The organism is Paraphotobacterium marinum (genome assembly GCF_002216855.1).
Lineage (GTDB): Bacteria > Pseudomonadota > Gammaproteobacteria > Enterobacterales > Vibrionaceae > Paraphotobacterium > Paraphotobacterium marinum.
Genome location: NZ_CP022356.1, coordinates 529,607 through 547,752, shown reverse-complemented (window position 1 = coordinate 547,752; position 18,146 = coordinate 529,607). Strand labels below are relative to the sequence as shown.

Sequence of the window (18,146 nt, the reverse complement as noted above, 5' to 3'; positions counted from 1 at the left end):
CATATTTAAATAATTCAGAGATACTCATGGTTTAATTGTGTTTTTTTTGAAACAAACATAGTGCCTAAATGATATTTATACCAAAGTAAAAAAACATAAATTAATGGAACTGTTATTAATTCAGATATAGCCAAGAAGATATTTTGAGTTAAAAATATATTAAAATATTTATGGAGTTCTAATAGATCCGTATACCTCAGAAGTATTTCAACCCACAAAAAAGATAAAATCATTTGGCCAATAAAAATAGAAACACATAACCTTAAAGCGAAAAACTTTTCTTTAAAAATGTTTTTAAAAATTGTAGAAATATAACAAGAAATCAAAGATGCTATGAGTGTGACTAAAGAGCATGCAGTCACAATGTGCATGGTTAGAATTTTTAGAAAAAAATTAATATCTAAAGAGTGATTTATATTTTTTAATTGATGAATATTAGGTTCAACAAGTGGAACACTTATATCTAAAACTAGATAATTAATAAAAGAAAAGGCCAGTATTCCAATTGTACTTGCCAATATCAAAAACTTGGTCAATCTGAATCCATATAACTCATAAATTATATTTAAAGCCATAAATGTAAGCGGGATAAATAATATCCCAGAGGATAGCACTAAATTATACTCATGGATTTCAATCAATCGGATTGAAAAAATATTCGAAATAAAACTTAAGATAATAAAACTGGTAAATAATATGCAAAAGGGAATAAAGCTTTTAGGTTTTTTTTCGTAAACGATACTTTCTTTTTTTCCTCTTGGATGTTTTAACAATTGTGCTATGGATAATTTCGAAAAACTTTCTAATTGTTTGGCATCATTAATGATAGTTTCAAGAGGAAGTTTTCCATGTCTGTGATGGTTAGGCGTTCTATATTCTACAATGTCATCACTATTTATGGACACAACTATATTCTCATTCATATTTTTAATAAGTCGGAATGAATTCATTAATTTTTTGAACATATTATTTTCCTGGTTTATCAATAAAATAATCACGTATTGTTGATTTTTGCGTACATATATTTACTCAATTGTTTTAAAGTTAATATTTAATCTTGATATTTGGACTGTAATTAATTTTATTGATTAATATTTATGTATTTCTTAGTAAAGACTTATTACAAAATCATTTAATTTTATAATTTAAAACTCGATTTGTAGGTCTTTACAGTTAAGTTGTGTTCAAAATAAGATAAGTTAATGTAACAAAAATGTTAAAGCGAAATAAGTGTGACTCATGTCACGTTTAACCGCACTTTATAAGTTTTAAAATAAAAGCTGTAAACTTTATAAATTGCTCCCAAAGCATCAACACCTATTTAGAAAAATATTTTATCAAAACTTCATATCTATATATTTTATTACGACGCGTAGTGATACAATCATATTGAAGTTTATGGAAGATTTCTAGATTACATGGAGGTAATAGTTAAATATGAAATTGATTCAAAAGTTATTTTTATTATGTTTGTTGTGCTCGGTATTTAATGTATCCGCTCTAGATAAACAAAGACTCTATTTTTATATAGGGCAAGCTAATGGTTTAGATACAAAAAGTAGGGGATGGCAAGGTCAATATGAAGGCTTTATAAATCAATCCCTTTCAACAAAACTTATTTATTTAAATGAAGGTAACTTCGATGCAAATAAAAGAGACGGTTATAGTTTACTTTTAAATTATTATACCCCTTCTGTTTATGGTTTTAATCTGAGTTTAGCCGCTGGACCCTATTATTTTAATAATACCGATGTAAAGAACTCGATTAACTACGAAGATAATTATGGATTTGCAATGATGATGGAAACAGGGATTAATTATAAATCTCAGGGTTCTCCTTTTATTTATAGCTTAATGTTTCAACGAGTATGGGGTTTTCATAATATAAATTCTTACAGTTATCTTTTGGGTTTGGGTTATGAATTTGATCAAACGCAACAAGAGTTAAAAGTTGAAGATAATGATCTTTCACCAAATTTAAATAAAATATCTGTATTTTGGGGACTTACCATTATGCATTCTATTCAAGATGAAAAAGGTTCCAACTATGGGTTGGAATATCAAAGAAGCCTAGCAAAGCACTTTGCTGTATCATTGGGATGGAATAAAGAGCAGACTGATGAGGCCAATAGCCAAACACAAGAAAAATTAAATCGAAATGAAATATATACGCAAGTTCTTTTAAAAACGGATTTAACTCCATCTTTTTCTACAGCTTTCGGTTTTGGACCCGCTTATCTTATAGAGAATGGTCAAAAAAATTCATGGGGAAGGTTTATCTCTATAAATTTTAATTATAATTTGAATAAAAATATTGGATTTGGCTTAAATTTAGATCGTATGTTAACATCAAAAAATACAGATACAGATGTATTAAGATTAGGTATAAATTATAATTTCTAACTCTATTTGATGTTTAATCAACTCATTGATATTTTAAAAACCATATTGAATTTAACCAATATGGTTTTTTATTAAGAGAATATAACGTATTATGATTTCATTTTTCGTAAATAGTCATTCATTAAAAGACAGAATTTTTCGTTTTCTTCGATATGAGGGTAATGAGCAGATTTTGTGAAAATATAGGATTTCTTACAAGTTAATATCTTTTTGTATCCTTGCATAATCAAATCATGAAATCCATTTATCCATATTGCATTTTTTGATTCAACTTGAAAATTATTTACATTTGAATATAACTCCGCTCTAACATGTTTGAATACCTCCATATTTACATCATACGAATTTAATTTTTGAAAATTTAATACGATATTTTTATAGTTCATATTAGCCCAATACACATTTGCACGATTTGGATTTTTGAAAAACAAATGAGCAATTTTTTGTGAAAGATTTAAAATTGTTTCATTTGACATATCTTCTTGTAATTGATTATAAAACTCCTGATATTCTAGAGCATTGGTATTTTTTAGCCAATTCAAATCCAGAAGAAGGTTTGTGGCTCGTGGTGTAATAATAGATTCTGAACTACCCACAAATATCGGTAGAAAATTATCGGTAAATGCTTTTAAATAATCCGACAACAATTTTGCGCCGTATGAGTGACCAATAACGGCATCTATTGAATTATTTTGTGACACCAATTCGATGACTTGAAAAAGATCTTGAATATTATTTTGGTGAGAATAAGAAGATTTTTTTTTGGAGTTCCCACAACCAGCTTGATCATACAGATATAAGTTAGCATTAAGGTTTTTAAAAAGATTATGCTCTTCAATGAGATATTGTAGTGGCAAACTATTAAAACCTGGTCCTCCATGAATGAATAAAATACTTTGTTTTACATTTTTTTTTAAATAAGCCTTGATAGATAGTTCTGAATGCGGAATCGTCTTTTTAATAAATTCCATTTAGATGTCCTTACATTTGTTCAAAATTTATATGTTATTTTGTGCTTATTATATAATTTTTGATATAAATTTAAAAATTAATACTGCTCATTTACTTTTTGAAAACAGATGGATTGAATCATGATGTTATTCTTTTAACTCATTGATAAATAATATAAATATCGATATTCGCTTACGTTTTATAAACATTCATATAATTTTAAAAATCAATTTAAGGTGTATACCTTAGTGAATTTAATGTATTTATTGAGTTATTATTTTCATGAAATTATTGGATTATTTTAATTTATAATTCTCAGGTAATTACTAAATGAAACATGAATGGATAAATCAAATTTAGTATGAATATTGAGAATTTTCATTTGTCAGGATAAAACAATGTTTGTTGTCGTGTATGAGTTTGAGATTTTTGAAGGTAAAGAAAAAAACTTTAGGGAATCATGGTTGAAAGTAACCGAATCTATATTTAAACATTTTGGTAGCTTTGGGTCTCGACTACATCATTCGGAAAAGTCTAATGTGATGATTGGTTATGCTCAATGGCCAAACCGTGAACAATGGCAAAAGGGAACAAGTTTAAAAGATAGAATTTATGAGTCAGCTTTGAATAGAATGCTTGAATGTTTAATTCAATCCAAAATTGTGTATAAACTTGAGGTTAGTGATGATTTTTTTCAGTTACCAAATTTGACAAGTCACTAGTTTGGACATACCAATAATGTTTTTTAAAAAAATGAGCTATTTGAAAATTTATTCACAGTGAGTAGTTTTTCATTTTTCCTTGTTTATTAGCTCATTTTTTTATACCCCTTCATCAGTGGGGTTTTTTTATTAAAAAGTAAAGGGAACTACTGTACATTTTACAGTGTTCCCTTTTATTATGTTTGTTTCCTCTCATTTAATGAAATACTTTTGGGTGGTCTAATCATTATCTTCTTTGTATTTATTCTATACGACCAGCTTCCATAAACATTTTTTTTAATTGTCTCTTTAAGAAATCAAGTGAATTTTATTAGAGTAAACTTTGAATCAACAAATATTTTATTGTGTAGTTCATCTTCATAACTCCGATAACTTATATTTTGTTTTTAAAATCACTTTTATAAATGCGCGTCTACTAATGAATTAGTTCCGGCTTTTAAATTTAGTTTGATATTATAAAAATGAAATTAATTAGACGAAGACTCAATTTGTTTTGCATCTTTCAAACCGACATTCTTATTTGTGTTTTCATGTTTGGGGTTAATGATTTTAACTTTATCAATTTTTTGTATATATATATCACCGGATAAAATCCTAGCATTTAAAACGTCTCCCATTTTCATATCCGATGAAATAAAATGCGTGTAGCGAGGTTGAATACTGATTCCCTTTAACTCATTTTTTGAAAGAGGGGTATAAAAGCTTACAATGGTTGCTTTTGTGTTAGTGACTGTAAAATCATGCTGATGATTCTTGGGCCATTTTTTTAAAAAAATTTGATTTAAAACTCTATTTTGATTACTGGCATTAATGTATTCAAATTTACCAATCACTTTTGCAGCGTAAAGTGTATCAGCCAAATTATATTCTTTATTAATTAAATTTTGGATTTTAATTAATGTCATTGGTTTTTTTATTTCAAAATGTAATGCATTATCTGAATCAAAATTGGTAGCAGTAAGGTAAGATATCCCATCATTTCCTTTCATTAATTTTGCATTCCCTTTAGAGTCAGCAACATAGTATTTATTATCTATAACAATAAGTTCTCCTAGCTCTTTCGCTAAACCAATACCAAAATTATTGTTTTGTTTCATGGCTTCATTGACTGTAAGCTGAGTCGAATAATCTCCTGAAAACATATTGTCGAGTGTATTATACTGGTTTTCAATGTTTAAATTTTCTGAAAATGATAAAAAAGAAACAAATAATAATGATGAGCAAAAGAGTTGTTTTAACATATAGATTAGTCCTTTCAAAATATATGGTTAATTTTATTCGCATAGTTAATATAACTTTAAATTTTGATACATAAAAGCATTTAATTCTGTTTATTACACAACGAATATCAGTATTTTTAAAGGAGCAATATTTGATAATTAATTTCTATTGGACGCTTTTATATTATTAATGTTAAGTTTTAGAATAAAATTTAACTATAAAAGTATCAAATAGGAGAAAATAATGAAATTAAAACCTGAGTTATTTTTGCAAGAGAATATTATTCAATCAGCTTGTAAGGCTTTTGAGTCTGAAGATGATGTTATTGCTATAATCCTAATCGGTTCTTTAGCTAAGGGAGGAGGCGATCGCATTTCTGATGCGGATTTGCTGATTATTACAAAAAACAAATACCACAATCAGGTAGAGAGCTGTTATAAAAAATTTGAAGCAGATAAAGATATTGTATATTGCTTTGATGCTTTAGATGAAGACCAATGGTACACCAAAAAATATCTATTTCATGATTTTACAAGTGCGGAGATACACTGCTTTGATACATCTTATGACATAAAGATCCACAATCCTTATTTGGTATTATTAGATAAAGAGAATATCGTTCCCTCATTAGTATGTGATGAACCTGCTCCAAAGCACGAAGATTTTCCTGCTTATTATTTTGGTGATAAAGGTTTAATTTGGGATGTCTTTGAATGTGTAAAATGGTTAAGTCGAGGAAAAAATGATTTAGCCAAACATCATATAAAAAAACTTGCAAAAGAATTTTAAGATTATAATTAGAATTGATATTCAAATTATATCATTGTTGAGGCTAGTGATACATGCAGCATACAAGTACAACAACGGTTATTGAATTTAGCTTAAACTCTTAGGTTGAGTAATTGAAAACTATTCATTGTTGTATTACTGAATCACTGACGTAATCTTTGGATAGCATAAATGGCTAGTTTTGATTATTACAAATTTTATCCCAAACTAGCCAGATATAAGTCAGAAATACTTAATTGCATTCATTAAGCTTGAAGGGCTTGTTCTAAATCAGCCAAAATATCATTTATATGTTCAATTCCAACTGATAGTCGTATCATTTCAGGAGAAACTCCTGCTTTTGTTTGCTCTAATTCACTCAGTTGACGATGAGTCGTAGAAGCAGGGTGACAAGCAAGAGATTTTGCATCACCAATATTAACTAATCGCTTGAATATTTTTAAGGCATCATAAAAACGTACACCAGCTTCATATCCGTCTTTAAGTCCAAATGAAAGGATAGATGAAGGTTTGCCTTTCATATATTTTTCAGCAAGTGGGTAAAATTTAGATTCAGGTAAACCTGCATAACTCACCCAGCTTACTTTTTCATGTTGATTAAGATATTCTGCAACTTTAAGAGCATTTTCTGTGTGTCTTTCCATTCTTAGAGGAAGAGTTTCTAGTCCTTGCATAAGCATAAAGGCATTCATTGGTGATAGAGCAGAGCCGGTATTTCGAAGAGGAACAGTTCTTGCTCGACCAATAAATGCAGCTTCTCCGAATGCTTCTGTATATATTACGCCATGATATGATGGTTCTGGTTGATTTAACAAAGGAAAGCGCTCTTTGTGTTCAGACCATGGAAATTTTCCGGAATCAATAATAATGCCACCTAACGTCGTGCCATGGCCACCGACATATTTGGTAAGAGAGTGAATTACAATATCTGCACCAAATTCGATGGGCTTACATAAAATTGGCGTAGCGACGGTATTATCGACAATTAAAGGAACACCTTTAGCATGTGCCAACTCTGCTAATGGCTCTATATCTATGATATTTCCAGCAGGGTTACCTATACTTTCACAATATACAGCTTTTGTTTTATCATCGATCAGTTCGGCTAGGCTTTCTGGATTACTGTCTTTTGCAAAACGAACTTCAATTCCTTGTTGTGGAAGCATGTGAGCGAATAAAGTATACGTTCCACCATATAATTGTGAAGTTGAAACGATATTATCACCTGATTGAGCCAAAGTAAGAATCGTATAATTGATTGCAGCACTGCCTGCACTAACAACTAAACCAGCAATTCCTCCTTCTAAAGCGGCCATCCGTTTTTCTAAAACATCATTGGTTGGATTCATAATTCGAGTGTATATATTTCCAGGAACTTCAAGATTGAATAAATCTGCTCCATGTTGTGCATTTTCAAACTCATATGCAACCGTTTGATAAATTGGTGTTGTTACTGATTTTGTTGTTGGATCAGTTTCGTAACCAAAATGAATTGAAAGTGTTTCATCTTTCATAAATATCCCTTTTATGATTAGTTATTTCGTTGTTTATCTTACCTATTTTTTAATGAGATAAATGCAAGGTAGCTCACACTAGAGAAACTCAATCAAATATCAAATATCAAATATCAAATATCAAATATCAAATATAGTAAGGTTGTTTTTTTTAAATTGTATTATTTTTTAAACTTTAACTTTTTTAAGGTAAGCTTTTTATAAGACAAAGTATATTTATATATTAGTTATATTTAAATACAAGAAAATAGGATATTTTTTGATGAAAGAGCATTTGGCATAATTAAGTAGCACTCACATAGATTGGGCTGATAACTACACTGCACTCACATCTGAAAGCTTAGAAGTAAGAATATGGTCTTCCCACTTCCCATTTATTTTTAGATAACGTTGTGCTCGACCTTCGATTTTAAAATTTAGTTTTTCTAATAAATTTGCGCTAGCTAGATTGCTTGGCATGTAATTTGACATAACTCGATTTAGTCTTAAAGTTGAAAACATGTAGTCAAGAAGCGTTGACAATGCCTCATACATGTATCCATTTCTTAGCACCCGATGATCAATGGAATAACCAAGAAAACAAGCTTGAAAGGGGCCTCTTACGACATTAGTAAAGTTACATTGGCCAATTAACTTTTTATCGTTATGTCTGTAAATAACAAATCTATATGCTTTACCATCTAGATATTCTTGCTCATTAATTTTCGCTTCCTTGGACCAGTATTCCTTAGTAAAAAACTCATCATCCCTAAGAGGTTCCCATCTGCAAAGATAATCTCTATTATTTAATTGATAATTTAATATATTATCAACGTGTTTGAGACTAAATATCTCCATGTAAACTCTGTCCGCTCTAATCAATAAGTCACTCATTAAAATTCCTTTTTTATTTGATATCTCTTTTTTCTTTTTTAGAAAAAAGGTTAATGTTAATCATTAACAACTAAAATATCAATATGTACCTTTATAAAAAAATACTCAATATAAGTGTAAGATTTTAATCTTGTTTTTATTTATATTTATTATTTAATGCCTTAATTTTGAAAGTTATTTTTTGATAAAATCAACAAATCGATTGTAATTATTTAATGAATGATTTAAACACGGAATACTCAATATTGTTATCTTAAAAAGATATAATTTTGTTGATTGTGTTATAGAAAAAGTAAAATATAATGAGTAAGTTAATAACTTTATTGATGGTTTTTTTAAGTAAAACTCCACATTAAACAAGTTAGTATTTTTATTAATTATCATAAAAATAAAGATATTCCTAAAATCCATCAAAAAAATGACTATTAAATATAATTTGCAGAAAAACATACTGTCAAATAAGAATAACAAGTAATTAAAAGCTTAAATGTTTCTTTAGATAAGATCTTATTTTTTTTAAAAATAGGATGAATGAAGACAAGGAATGGAGATATGATTGAAATAGAAAAAGTTGGAATTGTTCGAAATAATAGAAATGATATTAATGATGATTTTTGGGGAAATGTAGAGTCTTTCATTGAACTAGAAAAACATTTACCTGCATCATCTTTTGAAGGAATCGATAAATTTTCCCATGTTACTGTTATTTTTTACATGCATAAAGTTTTAAATGAAAGAATTTGCATCGACAGTCGATACCCTAGAAATAATTCATCATTGGATAAAGTGGGCATTTTTGCACAAAGAGGAAAAAATAGACCTAATAAAATAGGAGTTACAACCTGTGAGATTGTCGGTGTAAATCAAAATATATTACATGTTAAAGGGTTAGATGCCATCAATAACACACCAGTTTTAGATATTAAACCACTATTTAAAAAATTTACTATTGACCAGAAAGACATCCAAGAAGCAAGGTGGGTTGATGATGTAATGAAAAATTATTATGAATAAGTTCAATATTTTTTTGTTAATTTAAGATGAACTGGTTTATAAAATAAAAAAAAACAACCCCCAAAAATTTTATAAGGAGTTGGTATCAATCGTTGCTTAAAACATGAAAACTACACAAACACATAAATAAAATAAAATAAAAATAGTTTAATGTGTATCGTTTTTGAGGGGAGTTGTTGTATATTGGGCTTCTGATCGTAAAAGAAATAATCCTAAGTTATTTCTATAAGTAATAAAGTTTTTTAATAGAAGTATTTTATTTGAATGAATTTAAAATGTATGTTTCTTAGATGAAGAATACATTATTAAAATGACTACTCTGGTTAAGAAAAATTTTGGACTATCAGATAACACTAAAATTAGTGAAAAAAACAAAATTCTCTTCTAAGGAAGCTATAAATACTTTTCCATTGGAATGCATTCTAAACTTATCCCTCTCGGTGATTCATATGTAGATACTTTCTCTCCACTATAACCGCAATGTCTGTAGAAAGAAGCGGCGTTTAATGTTGATTCTAATTTTATTTTTTTTAGGCTATTTTTTTTAGCTATATCTTCTAAAAATAAAATCATTTTTTTTGCAGCACCTAATCTAAAGTAATCAGGATCTACAAAAATGGCATCGATCATGCCTGTATGCAGAGTTATCTTACCACATCCAATGACAGACTTATTTAATTCCGACACATAAAAATTTTCTAATACGTCGAGTATGAAGGAATCGGATATACCACCATAAGTCCAAAGAGCTAATTGTTTATTGGAGTAATGCGGAGAGCACTGATCTAAAATGGAACGGCTTCTTAATGTATGAATAGTTTTTATATCTTTTTTATCAGCTTTTCTAATTTTAATCACTAGATAACCCTATGTTATTACTGAATAATATAAAATATTGACTGAATTTCATTATCCATTTTTTATAAAGACATGCAAATTTTTATAAAAAATTTTGTGAATTTGATCTTTTTTATATTATTTATACAAAATAAAAGCAGGCAAAAAAGTTTATGCTTCTTATTTTTAAAGGGTAAGACTAACCAAACAGCAATAGGAAATAAAATAGCCTCTTATTTTTGTGAATATTGTGAGTGATATCAATTTAGCCGAATGAATTTTGAATTAAAATAGTCCTTTTTTTAAAAAGGGTGCTCAAGTTGATTGGAACATTAATAAACTCTATTTTACCAATCTTTATTTTGATCTTCATTGGTTGGGGTGCGGTCAAGTATAAATTAGTTGGAGTAGAAGCAAAAGATGTTTGCTCTAATTTAGTAGCCTATTTTGTTTTTCCTGCATTATTATTTATGGAAACTGCAAAGGCAAAGCCAGAACAAATCATCTATCCAAAATGGATGTTAGCTTTTTTTTTAGCAATCAGTATCATTTGGCTTTTAAGCGTTCTGTTCAATCGATATGTATTTAAGTTACCTAACAAGGAAAATGTTGTTTCAAGTTTTATTTCAACATTTCCAAATGAGGGCGGAATGGGGATCCCTTTTTTAACTCATTTAATTGGATTAACAGCAGTTGTATCCGTTGCTCGAGCAAATTTTATTATTGCATTGACGCTTATTCCTTTAACTATCTTCCTAATGGAAATAAATAAAAATCAAAACAATGAAATGAATAAGCTTCATCTTTTTATTAAAGCTTTGCTTAAATCAATTAAAAAACCAATGGTACTGGCAGTGATATTAGGTGTGATATTTAGCTTTATGCATATCACACAACTTTTACCAACTGTGTTCACAGACTCAATTGAATTAATTTCTAAATCTTGTATTTTTATATCTCTATTTGCTGTTGGAGTGAATTTATATGGGATTAGATTTAAGATCAGCAAATTTCTTTTTTTTAATTTATCTTTAAAGTCTTTAATTAGTGCTTTGGTAGGTTTTTCTCTGGTTTATTTGTTCAATATATCCGGAAATGATGCAAAAGAATTTGTTTTACTTTTAGCAATGCCAACGGCAACTATATCAACAATTATGGCCCTTCAATGGAACACGATTGAAAATGAGGCAACTAGTCTTTATTTAACTTCAACGATCTTGTCACTTTTAAGCTTGCCTTTAATAGTGTATATTTTTCAATAGATGAATTTATGGATTGAATTGCTACTCTTTGTGGATCACTGCAAGTATTAGTGTTAAGAAGCATGGTATAGCATATATGAGACCACCAATTTGAGTTGCTAGGGTTGTTTTTGATTGCCATGCTAAAAAGTAGTCACCTGCTATTACCGCAAAACCTACTCCCCAAACTAAAATAGCTAAAACACAAGATAGAACAAGTGGAGATTTTGCATCTTCAAAAGCTTTGGGTGTATCTTTAAAGGCTTTTAGTAATTTAAATATTGACCAAAGACCTAGTAAACCTGCCAGTGTTTCAATTGCTGTAATGATAGCTAAAAAAATATTAGCAGCCATAGGTGAGGTAATGGCTCGCCATGTTTGAGCTGGGTTACCATACGTATCAGACATGGATAACAAAGGGGCGACAGCATATTGAGCTGTTCCTGAAAAACCAGATGTGTTATTCATGAATGAGAACAATCCCCATAACGTAGGAAAAAGTGCCATTAAAATAATAGATAACCGAACAGTTTGTTTATAGCTCATAAAGTGTACTTAGTTAGTTGTTAAAACCATATATTTATTAAAGCTTAATTTATGGTTCTTTGATTATTTTTCCTTAATAAAGAGTACCTAGTTATCATTTTTAAAATATTTATAAAAATATAACAAATGAAAGTAGGCTATTTATTTATTTTTTCCCATCACAATTATTTAAGGGATTGTTGGGTTAAAGCAATGAGAACATTAAAGATTTTGAGCGAGAGAATATGAATTTTAAAGAAGAATTATATATTTTAAGAAGAGATAATATATCTGTTATTAAATAAATTTTCGAAAAGAACACCCAATTTAAAAATTGAGTATTATTCTCTGAGTTTCTAATTTCATCCTAAAGTTTAAATATTTCATGATAAAGTACAAAAACTATTAAATTTAGGATTATAACAGTTCAAATAAGCATTTTCGTTGAGTAAAAGCAAAATAGGTCGTACCAAAAATTGTGCGTATCATTTTGATCATTCTATAATGCTCTTGTGTTTAAACCAGCAACTCAATCACTCGCTAAATACATAATATGTGCTTTAAACAAAATCAAAAAGAATTCTTATATTGATCATTAATTTTGTAAACTAAACTTTACTTAGCACGTCTAAATTAATATTTGAGTCTACTTTTAAAAATAACTCTTTACAACGTGAAGACAAATTAGATAATTTAACCTCAATTTTATTCATTTTATATTGTTCAATAATGTACTGAATTGAATGAACTGCACTATAATCGACTAATATTGCCGTACTCATATCTATGACCACATAGTTTTGAGAAGGGTTAAAGTTAAACGCAGACTTTAATTTTGAAGAGCTTCCAAAGAAAACGATTCCTTGTATACTATATTTTTGATGTTCTTTTGTATTTTGGACATTAATCTTTAAATTTTTAGATAATCGCCAGACGAACTCGAGAGAAGCAATAATAATCCCTACGATAACTGCTATAGCTAAATCAGTTGCAACTGTTATCATTGTCACAGCTAATATAATAATGGCATCGTGGATTGGAATTCTTTTGAGTAATCTGAACGTTTCCCACGCAAAAGTTTCTATGACAACGACAAACATAACGCCAATGAGCGCTGCTAGGGGTATGATTTTCATAACAGGCCAAAAAACTAAAATACAGAATAAGAGGGTTACACTAGCAATAATGCCAGATAACCTTCCTCTAGCACCATTGTTTATATTGATCATGCTTTGACCAAGCATTGCACATCCTCCCATACTTTTAAAAAAGCCACAGACAATGTTAGATAGTCCCTGAGAAATACACTCCTTACTTTGTTTTCCTTTACTCTTGGTAATATCATCAATTATTAGCAAAGACATTAAGGATTCGGATAAGCCGATGATTGTTAATATTAAACTGTAAGGTAATATAATTGCTAATGAATGTGTGTTAAAAGGTATTTCAGGTATATGGAATTTAGGGAAAGTAAGATCCATCTGAGCATGATTCATCATATCTTGCACAAGCCGAGTATGGACACCACTGTAATGGCAAATAATTGTGACAATAATGATCCCAGCTAATGCAGCAGGAATTGATTTCAAAAATTTAGGTAAGGTAAAACAGATAAACATTGTTATGATAATAAAAATACTCATTACAAGAATATCATGCTGCGGTAGCCAAGAGACACTTCCTGTTATAGATGTGTGTTTAAACTGTTCTATTTGCGCTAAAAAAATGACAATGGCTAATCCATTGATAAAACCTATCATGACTGATCTTGGCAAAATGTTAATTACCTTGTTTAATTTAAAGACTCCTATTAAGATTTGAAAGATACCAGTAAGTAATATAGTAGCAAATAAGTAATCGACACCGTATTGAGAAACCAAAGCTACTATAACTATAGCCATAGAGCCAGTTGCACCTGAAATCATACCGGGCCTTCCACCTATTAAAGAAGTAATTAAACACATAAAAAACGTAGCAAATAAGCCTACAGCAGGATTTACATGAGCGACGATTGAAAATGCAATTGCTTCTGGTATGAGTGCCAAGGCGACTGTCATACCGGATAAAATTTCTTTTTGAGATGATGAGCTTTCTGGAAATAAGAATGTTTTTATATTTATCATTAAATAGTCCATAACAAATTAAATTGAATAACGTGACATTTTTGAAATATAAAAGAGCTATATAATTACTTATAACAAGGCTTAATATCGCTTATTTTTACATAGCAAAACTTAGTTGTTAAATTATATATTTCAAAAACTAAAATAAAGAATTAAATCTAAAAAGAATGGTTTGTAATTAGGGCGGACTAATTAAATAAGTGTGGGGTTTTAACAAGATCAAGATATTAAGATTTGATTTCATTGTGACTTATTTTTCTCATATTAAAATTAAGTTCTTGAAATATACCTTCCTGAGAATGAAACTTCAATTACAGATGGCCATGTTTAAAAACAAACATAGTTTTCAGATTTGAAGATTGAATAATTAAAGTAAGGATTCGGTTAGATAAGAGTTAGAAACATTACTTATTATTTGAAGGATTATTGGACCTCCTTTTTATAGCTGGTATCAAAAATTTTTTAATGCCTCTTGGATGATCGATACTTAGGCTATCTAAACAAACATGTGGTTGAGAAAACATTAAAATCACTCAATTTTTTTGGAAATTATTTGTTCTTATAATTTCATTAATAACAAAATCTTTATAAGTACGTATAAATTTTACTTTATAATCTATTATTGGAATTTAAATACTCATATTTCATATAAAATCATACCAAGACCGTGATTTATATCTGAAATTTAATCTAAGATCATTTTTGTGTAATGTGTTTTTGATATTTATTGGCGTGAAAAAAATATATTTTGGGTGAATAAAAATAATTTATAAATACCTTGTTTTTCTGATTAGTTTTGATTTTTAACCACAACAACTTTAGGAAAGACTTAAATGAAAAAAATGATTTCAATCATAGGTATAACTTTAATATCATCACTTAGTTATGCCTCTGTTCAAAATAATATGAATCTGCGTTTAATTGGGGAGCAGTCTCTTAAAAGCATAAATTTATCAAGCAAAGATATTGATTATAATGGTCGTTGGTTTTTAAAAGATAAAAAGCATACGCTCAACTGGCAAGGAGGTCTGACTGTAACCTTTACAGGAACGTCTAATTTATCTATTGATTTGGAAGCAGGTAGTGATCAACATCCTGTTTATTATTCTTATAGACTATTAGAGAATAATAGTCAGAAATTTAAAAACACAACTAACTTAACTAAAATTAATTGCACACATGATAACACAATATTAAGTGTACAATATCAGAACCGTAACAAAAATCCTGTCGATATAAGTAATGATTTTTTACAGTTTAATACGGACCATGCAATTGAGCCGACATCAACATGGATTCAAGTTGATTCTGAACCTGCCATTCAGGAGGCCACATATACATTTGACGAGGGAATAGAGAAAGTTCAACCCCAAAAATTTTCTTCAAATGAACTAGCAAAAAATCATGTCCTTAATTTTACCATTTCAGCTAAAAATATTCCTTCAGATGCATGTGAAACTGTTTCACTGGTCAATCAAAACATACCTCCGGTTGAGAGTTGTAATGTTCCAGGAAATATTAAAACAAACATTAATGCAAAAGGTGATGCTAAGATTTCTTGGGATAAACAACAAAATGCGATTGCATATAAGATTTATAATCAAAGCGGCACTTCAATACTTCAAGAAAATAAGTCCACAAAATTCATTGATAGGTCAACAGAGGGAAAAACACCACCATTTGAATATCAGATACAAACTATTTGTCAAAATAAAGTATCTTCCAAATTGTCTGTTAAAATAAATGGCACATCACCAATAGATACACAATTTAAGAGAACTTCAATTGATAATACACCAAATCTCAATTATCAAGGGTTAGATAAAAACAAAACTTACACCTTAGAGCTGGTCAAATCAACTGAGGGTATGGAAGGTAGTTTAGTTCTTGATAAAATCAAAATGGATAGCTCTGCTAAGTTAATTCAAAAAAAATCAGCTAACTCAACTCCTATAAAAATAGAGGTCATAGGAGATTCTATTTCAGCTGGGTATTGTGATTTGAGAACTAGAAGTTCTGTCAAAGGTTGTGGAAGTGCAGATGGAACTTTTTTTGAAGATGGGACTTTAACCTATGGACCTATTTTAAGTCGTGCTTTTGGTTCAAATAACTGGTCAATAATTGCCGTATCTGGGATCGGTGTTGGTCCAGTGAGTGATACTCCTAAAATGATAGCTGAGTATCCCTATCAACAAGTGAATTGGGATGAGCAATATGCAACCAAATGGAATTTTCCAAACAAAATAGAGCCTGATTTAATTATTGTAAACTTAGGAACAAATGATTTTGATGTTGGTTATGGGGATGATCAGCCTTCTCCTTCTTCTTCTGCTTTTGTAAAAGAATTTAAAAATTATTATAAAAAATTAATGCAACAAGTTTTGACGGATAATCCAAATGCGCATGTGATTGCATTTCTTCCATTGCAAGGTACCACTGCTTATTATTCTCAAAAATGGAAAAATTGTTGGAAAGCCATTGAAAATGTTGTTCAAAATTTAAATAGCTCAAGAGTCTCGGTCTTTCCAAAAGATGGCTATGATCCAAGTGATAACTGGTTACCGAATGAACCCGATGGGTTTAAGTATTATGGTGATCAGGGTACACACCCAAATGTACTGGGACAGAAGGTCATTGCGAAGAAGCTTTGTGAGGCATATTCTAGCTTTAAAAACAGCGGGGGTAGGACATTTTACTGCAACCCAGATTTAATTAAGACTTCTTAACAAAAAACATCTTCAAATAAATTAACTTTAACTTAGAGGTCAAATGATTGAAAAGACAATATGGCTTATTGTCTTTTCTTAATTTATTGACGAACTAATCTCATTTGTTCAAGGTTAGAGTCATATTTATAATTTGCTCTTAATGGATTAATATCTAAACCACCTCTTCTGGTGTATCTTGCATATACTAGAAGTTTCTGAGGTTTAATCTCTTTCATAATATCCATATAAATTCTTTCAACACATTGTTCATGAAACTCATTATGATTTCTGAATGATATGATGTATTTAAGTAGGCCTTCACGATTTATTTTTGGTCCTTCATACTTAATAATTAAACTTCCCCAATCTGGTTGGTTTGTAATGAGACAATTGGATTTTAATAAATGACTGGTTATTGTTTCAGATGTTATTGTATTTGAATCGATCTTTAATTTACTTGGATTTATTTCATAATCATCTATTTCAATATCCAAATCGTCAATACATGTGTCATTTATTTGGTAGATGCTATGAACGTCATCAAATTTGTCTACGTGACTTGATTTGACTGAAACCACTCCTTTAACATTCAATTCCAAATCTTTTTGTAATGTATTGAGAACCTCCTTTTCATTAGCAAATTTTGTGTTGTTAAATGAATTGAGGTAGAGTTTAAAAGATTTTGATTCAATGATGTTTAGACTATTTGCATCAATTCGAAATTGCATGATTCTTACGACTGGTTTTCCTTTTGAATTCAACCAAGAGACTTCAAAAGCATTCCAAATATCGCATCCTTCAAATTGGTAATCTTTAGAAATATGAATTTCATCTCTTTTGGTTTGTCTTGGAATAGGAAAAAGTAGGCTAGGATCATATTGATCTTTATATGCAGATTTTTTTCCAAGTTCAGAATTGTCTAAAAGCATAGATTGATACCTTTTTAGTAATATGATACAAATTTATTTCAAGCATGATAGATGATTATTCTTTTAATGAAAAGTTTTAATAGAGAAACCAGGTTTTTAATTCAGGTTTAATCGTTCGTTTTTATAATTTTTATGTCATTTATAAAAGAAAATATGATTGATTGCTGTAAACTTCTTTTTTGAATTGAATATTAAGAAGCCCTAAACATTTAAATAAAATTGTGAATGTCATTTTAATGCAATTCAATATTAAAATTAACAAAAAATTTGACTATATAACTAGGGGTGATAAGCAA

At 29.2% G+C, this 18,146-nt stretch carries 15 protein-coding genes; 6 read left to right on the top strand and 9 right to left on the bottom strand.

What is annotated here, in order from left to right; genetic code table 11:
* Positions 1 to 14: 14 nt before the first annotated feature.
* Positions 15 to 965, bottom strand: coding sequence for a VUT family protein (locus tag CF386_RS09660; RefSeq protein ID WP_089074230.1), 951 nt, complete (start codon positions 963 to 965; stop codon positions 15 to 17).
* A gap of 472 nt (positions 966 to 1,437) precedes the next feature.
* Between CF386_RS09660 and CF386_RS09655 the strand changes: the two genes are divergently transcribed.
* The gene (locus tag CF386_RS09655) at positions 1,438 to 2,403 is read left to right on the top strand and encodes a hypothetical protein (RefSeq protein WP_089074229.1); all 966 of its coding nucleotides are present in this window, start codon (positions 1,438 to 1,440) and stop codon (positions 2,401 to 2,403) included.
* A gap of 89 nt (positions 2,404 to 2,492) precedes the next feature.
* On the opposite strand, the gene CF386_RS09650 is transcribed toward CF386_RS09655, so the two are convergent.
* Positions 2,493 to 3,374: an alpha/beta fold hydrolase gene (locus CF386_RS09650; protein ID WP_089074228.1), complete on the bottom strand. Its 882-nt coding sequence runs from the start codon at positions 3,372 to 3,374 to the stop codon at positions 2,493 to 2,495.
* Positions 3,375 to 3,752: 378 nt separating this feature from the next.
* Here CF386_RS09650 and CF386_RS09645 point away from each other — a divergent pair, with 378 nt between their 5' ends.
* Entirely contained in the window at positions 3,753 to 4,076 is a 324-nt protein-coding gene (locus CF386_RS09645; RefSeq protein ID WP_089074227.1) for an antibiotic biosynthesis monooxygenase, read from the top strand.
* Between the two features lie 467 nt (positions 4,077 to 4,543).
* Here CF386_RS09645 and CF386_RS09640 read toward each other — a convergent pair whose 3' ends face one another.
* Positions 4,544 to 5,317 (bottom strand): acetolactate decarboxylase, encoded by a 774-nt coding sequence (locus tag CF386_RS09640; RefSeq protein ID WP_089074226.1) that lies wholly within the window; start codon positions 5,315 to 5,317, stop codon positions 4,544 to 4,546.
* Positions 5,318 to 5,540: 223 nt separating this feature from the next.
* On the opposite strand from CF386_RS09640, the gene CF386_RS09635 reads away from it, so the two are divergent.
* Complete coding sequence (locus CF386_RS09635; RefSeq protein WP_089074225.1) at positions 5,541 to 6,086, top strand: nucleotidyltransferase domain-containing protein; 546 nt, start codon at positions 5,541 to 5,543, stop codon at positions 6,084 to 6,086.
* A gap of 245 nt (positions 6,087 to 6,331) precedes the next feature.
* On the opposite strand, the gene CF386_RS09630 is transcribed toward CF386_RS09635, so the two are convergent.
* Both CF386_RS09630 and CF386_RS09625 read right to left on the bottom strand, forming a co-directional pair.
* On the bottom strand, positions 6,332 to 7,600 hold the full coding sequence (locus CF386_RS09630) for an O-acetylhomoserine aminocarboxypropyltransferase/cysteine synthase family protein (RefSeq protein ID WP_089074224.1): 1,269 nt from the start codon (positions 7,598 to 7,600) through the stop codon (positions 6,332 to 6,334).
* A gap of 315 nt (positions 7,601 to 7,915) precedes the next feature.
* Complete coding sequence (locus CF386_RS09625; protein WP_089074223.1) at positions 7,916 to 8,473, bottom strand: GNAT family N-acetyltransferase; 558 nt, start codon at positions 8,471 to 8,473, stop codon at positions 7,916 to 7,918.
* Between the two features lie 552 nt (positions 8,474 to 9,025).
* Here CF386_RS09625 and CF386_RS09620 point away from each other — a divergent pair.
* Positions 9,026 to 9,487: an SAM-dependent methyltransferase gene (locus CF386_RS09620; protein WP_089074222.1), complete on the top strand. Its 462-nt coding sequence runs from the start codon at positions 9,026 to 9,028 to the stop codon at positions 9,485 to 9,487.
* Positions 9,488 to 9,880: 393 nt separating this feature from the next.
* Here the strand turns inward: CF386_RS09620 and CF386_RS09615 are convergent, their stop codons facing one another.
* A complete protein-coding gene (locus CF386_RS09615; protein ID WP_089074221.1) occupies positions 9,881 to 10,345 on the bottom strand; it encodes a GNAT family N-acetyltransferase in 465 nt (154 codons plus the stop codon).
* 299 nt (positions 10,346 to 10,644) lie between these two features.
* Here CF386_RS09615 and CF386_RS09610 point away from each other — a divergent pair, with 299 nt between their 5' ends.
* Positions 10,645 to 11,586 carry an AEC family transporter gene (locus tag CF386_RS09610; protein WP_145955048.1) on the top strand — a complete coding sequence of 314 codons (942 nt, stop codon included), beginning with the start codon at positions 10,645 to 10,647 and terminating at the stop codon, positions 11,584 to 11,586.
* A 21-nt stretch (positions 11,587 to 11,607) separates the two neighbouring features.
* On the opposite strand, the gene CF386_RS09605 is transcribed toward CF386_RS09610, so the two are convergent.
* Together CF386_RS09605 and CF386_RS09600 are read right to left on the bottom strand one after the other, a co-directional pair.
* Positions 11,608 to 12,111, bottom strand: coding sequence for a DUF2165 family protein (locus tag CF386_RS09605; RefSeq protein ID WP_089074219.1), 504 nt, complete (start codon positions 12,109 to 12,111; stop codon positions 11,608 to 11,610).
* 587 nt (positions 12,112 to 12,698) lie between these two features.
* Entirely contained in the window at positions 12,699 to 14,213 is a 1,515-nt protein-coding gene (locus CF386_RS09600; RefSeq protein ID WP_089074218.1) for a SulP family inorganic anion transporter, read from the bottom strand.
* Positions 14,214 to 15,046: 833 nt separating this feature from the next.
* Between CF386_RS09600 and CF386_RS09595 the strand changes: the two genes are divergently transcribed.
* Entirely contained in the window at positions 15,047 to 16,939 is a 1,893-nt protein-coding gene (locus CF386_RS09595) for an SGNH/GDSL hydrolase family protein (protein ID WP_089074217.1), read from the top strand.
* 83 nt (positions 16,940 to 17,022) lie between these two features.
* Here CF386_RS09595 and queF read toward each other — a convergent pair whose 3' ends face one another.
* Complete coding sequence (queF, locus tag CF386_RS09590; RefSeq protein ID WP_089074216.1) at positions 17,023 to 17,850, bottom strand: NADPH-dependent 7-cyano-7-deazaguanine reductase QueF; 828 nt, start codon at positions 17,848 to 17,850, stop codon at positions 17,023 to 17,025.
* Positions 17,851 to 18,146: the final 296 nt, after the last annotated feature.

Excerpts from the sequence above, each read along its gene's own strand:
- CF386_RS09660 (WP_089074230.1), bottom strand. The coding sequence starts at position 965 with ATGTTCAAAAAATTAATGAATTCATTCCGACTTATTAAAAATATGAAT.
- CF386_RS09655 (WP_089074229.1), top strand. The coding sequence starts at position 1,438 with ATGAAATTGATTCAAAAGTTATTTTTATTATGTTTGTTGTGCTCGGTA.
- CF386_RS09650 (WP_089074228.1), bottom strand. The coding sequence starts at position 3,374 with ATGGAATTTATTAAAAAGACGATTCCGCATTCAGAACTATCTATCAAG.
- CF386_RS09645 (WP_089074227.1), top strand. The coding sequence starts at position 3,753 with ATGTTTGTTGTCGTGTATGAGTTTGAGATTTTTGAAGGTAAAGAAAAA.
- CF386_RS09640 (WP_089074226.1), bottom strand. The coding sequence starts at position 5,317 with ATGTTAAAACAACTCTTTTGCTCATCATTATTATTTGTTTCTTTTTTA.
- CF386_RS09635 (WP_089074225.1), top strand. The coding sequence starts at position 5,541 with ATGAAATTAAAACCTGAGTTATTTTTGCAAGAGAATATTATTCAATCA.
- CF386_RS09630 (WP_089074224.1), bottom strand. The coding sequence starts at position 7,600 with ATGAAAGATGAAACACTTTCAATTCATTTTGGTTACGAAACTGATCCA.
- CF386_RS09625 (WP_089074223.1), bottom strand. The coding sequence starts at position 8,473 with ATGAGTGACTTATTGATTAGAGCGGACAGAGTTTACATGGAGATATTT.
- CF386_RS09620 (WP_089074222.1), top strand. The coding sequence starts at position 9,026 with ATGATTGAAATAGAAAAAGTTGGAATTGTTCGAAATAATAGAAATGAT.
- CF386_RS09605 (WP_089074219.1), bottom strand. The coding sequence starts at position 12,111 with ATGAGCTATAAACAAACTGTTCGGTTATCTATTATTTTAATGGCACTT.
- CF386_RS09600 (WP_089074218.1), bottom strand. The coding sequence starts at position 14,213 with ATGATAAATATAAAAACATTCTTATTTCCAGAAAGCTCATCATCTCAA.
- CF386_RS09595 (WP_089074217.1), top strand. The coding sequence starts at position 15,047 with ATGAAAAAAATGATTTCAATCATAGGTATAACTTTAATATCATCACTT.
- queF (WP_089074216.1), bottom strand. The coding sequence starts at position 17,850 with ATGCTTTTAGACAATTCTGAACTTGGAAAAAAATCTGCATATAAAGAT.